A 4,620-nucleotide genomic window follows, 5' to 3' on the forward strand; every position below is an offset into this window, starting at 1 on the left:
CGTGCTCTCTCCTTCTTGACTGATCCTTCTTCCAATGGCCGATCCACGCCGTTAACAGTCATCTCATTACACATTCTATCAGGCTCGACGAAAAGAGATTATGAGGGAAATCATACTCCGACATCCTTTGCGGTCAAGGACGTTCTCAAGGGGCAATCCGAAAACCCCCAAGGGCTTTGCTATACTATCCCTATGAAGGTAAAGATAAAGCTCTTCGCAACGTTGCGGAACTATGGTCCAGAGGAACAGCTTGCAGAACTTCCGGAAAATGCGACGCTCCTCGATGCCATAAAGCTCTTGAAACTGCCTGAGACAATCCCCCTCCTCAGGATCGTCAACGGCGAACACCGCCAACTCACGTACCTCCTGACAGAGGGTGATGAGATAGCCCTCTTTCCCCCCATTGCCGGCGGCCGCCGAGAGAGCTCGTTTATCGATCTCCTCTGAGAACATCGACCGAGAGAACGACCCGCTCATGGTGGGCCAGCCACGTGATATCCCCGAACGAATTGCTCCCGGCGGGTTTGCCCTCGAAAAAGATCTCTTTGCATCCCTGCCAGAAATCTGAAGACCGTCCCTCCAGAAAGTCCCTCAATTCAGAGAACGATACAACGACGCCCCTCCTCAGGAAAGCCGATCCCAAATCCTTCATCAAAAGGTTAAAAAGCTTCACCCGGATATAGCCCTTTCCCGAACCACCTTGACTGCCCGTTTCCCTGTAGGTAATCGTACTTCGGAAAGACGAATATACCCCCCCTCTCCTGAGTGTCGCTCCGACAAGCCCCGGCACTGCTGCGGAAAGGGCCAGGCATGATCCGTCCTTAATGATTGCAGAATCCAGGTCATCAACGGGTCTTCCGTCAAGAAAAACTGACTGTATCCTTTCTACCGACTGTGAGCTTAACCCGATCTCTTCCTGAAGAAAACTCCTGATACTCGATCCTGCGCGGGCACTGACCATGACCCCACGCTGCAATAACAGGAAGAAGTGCGAGATATGGCTCTCGTCTATGACAAAGGAAAGGCGCGGATAGGCATCACCTCGAATATCCGATCCACAGACGCAGCTCATCTCAGAGGATACTCCTTTTCCACCCGACAACGCCTATGGAGAGTCCGTCAGCAGGCAAGAGAAAGGGGAGACCCAAGGAGTCTCCCCTTATGAATAAGGCACCGTCGGTTTCGGTCACCAATTGAAGACCTTATCCAGATCTTCGTCTTTCACACCGAAGGTAACACCGTGAGGTGAAAACTTCTCCGTCTTAAAGTAGCTGGGAAGCCTGTCCTGCTGGGCAGTAAAACCTGCCCTGGCATTGAAGTCACGCTCAAAGGTGAGCACTTTCTTTCCGAGCTCCGTTACGCCATCTGCCGTCAGATTCAGGCCGTAAAAGGAGTTCAGCAGATCAAGGAGCGCCTGGAAGGTATCGGGCTGATCAAGGATCGCAAACGCTATGAAGAGGCACATCCCCGTGGAGTCAATGGCTGCAGTGGCGATCTGGAGGTTCCTCGAAAGCTCGATCTGTCCTTCAGGTTTTAGCGCGTTCACATCTCCCCCGACCTTCAAGACATTCTGCGCGACAGCATATCCCGCGGTGTGGTCGGCTCCCATGGGGCTCGTTGCGTACGTAACGCCAATGCCTTGTACCGCACGGGGGTCATAGGCAGGCATGGCCTGACCTTTCACAACAGGAGCCCTCTCCACACCAAAGGCCTTTGCCGTCAACGCGGCGCCATTACCGAGGATCCTCCCCAGATGGCTCCCCTTTCCGACCTCCTTTACCAGATTAATAGCCGCTTGAGCGTCTCCGAATTTCGCCAGTCCTGCTTCCATGGCAACAGCGATGGTGGCTCCCATTTCGATGGTATCGAGGCCGTAGTTATCATCGAGGAAGTCAAGCATGGCAATAGCGTCAAGATCATCAATGCCGCAGTTTCCGCCGTGGGCCCAGACGGTCTCATACTCAGGCTGTTTTGTCAGGTAGTGACCGTCCTTATCATGGTAAACGCCTGAACACTGGATAACGCATCCACGGTGACAACCGTGGGTAGGCAACCCTCCCCGCTTAGCCTCGACTTCAGCCTGTGTCTCTCCGCTGATCTTCCCTGCTCCATCAAACCGGCCCTGTTTGAAGTTATAGGTCGGATATCCTCCGACTTCATTCAGGATGTTCGTCAGAACATTCGTGCCGTAAGCAGGCAGTCCCTGACCGGTTACCGGATGCCTCCTGAGGCCTTCAACAAATCTCTTATTCGCCTCCTTGAACTTTTCCGGGTCTTTCGGCGGCCTCATCTTCATTCCGGTGTCATCGAGGACAATGACTTTCACCCCTTTGGAGCCCATGACAGCGCCGACCCCTCCCCGACCTGCATGGCGTGTCGGCCTCATCTCCATGTCCGTGCACGCTATGGACGCAGCGCTCATCTTCATCTCGCCGGCAGGGCCGATGGATATGCACGCAATCTTATCACCGTGAGCAGCCTTCATCTTCTCCACAAGGTCATAGTTGGGAAGCATTCTGAGGCTATTGTCGGGAGTTATCGTCACTCCGTCCTTATTTATGAATACCTTGTAAAGGGTGTCGTCCTTCGGCTTCCCCTCAAGGACTATCGCTGCGTATCCAAGCCTGGCAAGGACCTGGGCGGCCTGTCCTCCGGAATTTGCCTCCTTGATCCCCCCAGTAAGGGGGCTCTTGCAACCAATGGATATACGCCCTGACATAGAGGCTATTGTTCCGCTCAGCATGCCCGGAGCGATAACCAGTTTGTTCTCCGCGCCCAACGGGTGACACAGAGGCGGCACCTCCTTAGAAACGATTGCAGAGGTCATGGCCCTGCCGCCGAAACCGGCATAATCTCCAAGAGCTGCTTCTGTTGCTCTGGGGCCACCCTCTGCGCCCATGTCAATTCTGAGGATCTTATCCATAGCTACCTCCATTTATCAATTTATTACAGGTGATAGTCAAAATATAGATCAATGGAACATATTTGTCAAATGAAAAACTTCTCCAGAGGGCTTGCTCATTGTACCGACCATGTCACATTGTTCGCTGAATGGTGAGGAAACGCATTTATTTCAAGTCCTGAGAGACAGGGTCATCTCAGGGTTCTCGGCGGGAATGTCCCGGTGCGGGATATTGGGCGGGCATAAGTCTTGCTTATAGAATGATAATTTACTTGTTTGACTGCCAACATCATGTTACTATGTAGTCGGTCGTTACCGGAATGAGACAGGGAGAGAAATCGGTGACAGATGAAAGGAGGATCATGGTGCACATGAGACGATACTACATAGGGTTCCTGACTCCCCGTGCATAAGGACAAAGAATTCTTCCACGCCCTCATCGAGAACTCCTTGGATGTCATAACAATTCTCAGCACTGATGGCACAATTCTCTATGAGAGCCCATCGGTTTATCGTTTACTGGGCTATAGCCTGGATGAGCTCCTGGGGAGGAATGCCTTTGACATGATACATCCCGATGATGGAGCAAGGGCAAGGGACGCCTTGTCAGAGATCGTCGAGAACCGTAATTCCGTTCTCTCCGCAGAGTTCCGCTTCAGGCACAGAAACGGGTCATGGAGGGTGATCGAGGCCACAGGCAGCAATCAACTTGACAACCCTTTCATTGCCGGCATTGTCGTAAATTCCCGGGATGTCACGGAGCGCAAGAAAGCCGAAGAATTATTGCGTGAGGCCAATAAACGGGCCGAAGACGAAAGGGCAAAGTCAGAGGCCATAATCATGGCCATAGGTGACGGAATCAGCATTCAGGACAAGACCTTCAAGGTGTTGTATCAAAATCAGGCCCACAGAGATATCGTGGGAGGAGACAAGTCAGGCAAATTTTGCTACGTGGCATATACTCGGAGAGACGACATCTGCGAAGACTGCCCTTTGGTCGCGGCTCTCCGGGATGGAAAGACCCATACAGCAGAAAAGAGCGTGCTCCGAGATGACGGGGTCATACATCTCGAAATCAAGGGGGCGCCTCTCAGGGATTCAACGGGAACCATCGTAGCAGGCATCGAAGCGGTCAGAGACATTACCCGGCGGAAGGAGATGGAAGAGAAGCTGCGGGAAAGTGAGGAGCGCTTTCGCAGGATCTTTGAAGACTGCCCCCTCGGCATCATTATTGCCGATCTGAACCACAGGGTTCTCAGAGCAAACAGGGAAATCTGCAAGATGATGGGATATACCGAAGAAGAGCTTATCGGACACAGTATCGAAGACATCACCTATTCTGAAGACGTAGAAAAGAGTGCGAAACTCACGAAAAAGGAACAGAAGGGGAAGATCCCCCTTTTCCAGGTGGAAAAGCGTTACGTCAAGAAGAACGGAGAGATACTCTGGATCAATTTTACGGCTACCACGATCCGCGACCCGGAGGGAAAGGTACTCTATTCCGTAGGCATGATTGAGGATATCAGTGAACGGAAGATTACCGAAGAGGAAAAGGAAGATCTCATCTCTCAGCTTAAAGATGCCCTCGCCAACATTAAGACCTTGAAGGGCTTAATCCCGATCTGTGCGTGGTGCAAGAGGATACGTGATGATAAAGGATACTGGACGAGAGTCGAAACCTATATCCGCCAACATTCCGACGCTTCCTTCACCCATGG

Annotated in this window: 4 protein-coding genes; 2 read left to right on the plus strand and 2 right to left on the minus strand. The window is 52.2% G+C overall.

Features of this window, described 5'->3' with window-relative positions:
• On the plus strand, positions 1-447 hold a 447-nt coding region (locus VFG09_10020; protein HET6515483.1), incomplete at its 5' end, for a MoaD/ThiS family protein.
• On the opposite strand, the gene VFG09_10025 is transcribed toward VFG09_10020, so the two are convergent.
• Together VFG09_10025 and VFG09_10030 are read right to left on the minus strand one after the other, a co-directional pair.
• Entirely contained in the window at positions 431-1,072 is a 642-nt protein-coding gene (locus tag VFG09_10025; GenBank protein ID HET6515484.1) for a hypothetical protein, read from the minus strand. The two genes, VFG09_10020 and VFG09_10025, sit on opposite strands and share 17 nt — an antisense overlap.
• 114 nt (positions 1,073-1,186) lie before the next feature.
• Positions 1,187-2,923 (minus strand): aldehyde ferredoxin oxidoreductase C-terminal domain-containing protein, encoded by a 1,737-nt coding sequence (locus VFG09_10030; protein HET6515485.1) that lies wholly within the window; start codon positions 2,921-2,923, stop codon positions 1,187-1,189.
• Between the two features lie 384 nt (positions 2,924-3,307).
• Here VFG09_10030 and VFG09_10035 point away from each other — a divergent pair.
• The coding region (locus VFG09_10035; GenBank protein HET6515486.1) for a PAS domain S-box protein at positions 3,308-4,620 on the plus strand (1,313 nt) is incomplete at its 3' end.

This window comes from Thermodesulfovibrionales bacterium (assembly GCA_035686305.1).
In the GTDB taxonomy this organism is placed as follows: domain Bacteria; phylum Nitrospirota; class Thermodesulfovibrionia; order Thermodesulfovibrionales; family UBA9159; genus DASRZP01.

Bases quoted from the DNA above. Each gene is read 5' to 3' on its own strand.
- VFG09_10025 (HET6515484.1), bottom strand. From the start codon at position 1,072: ATGAGCTGCGTCTGTGGATCGGATATTCGAGGTGATGCCTATCCGCGC.
- VFG09_10030 (HET6515485.1), bottom strand. From the start codon at position 2,923: ATGGATAAGATCCTCAGAATTGACATGGGCGCAGAGGGTGGCCCCAGA.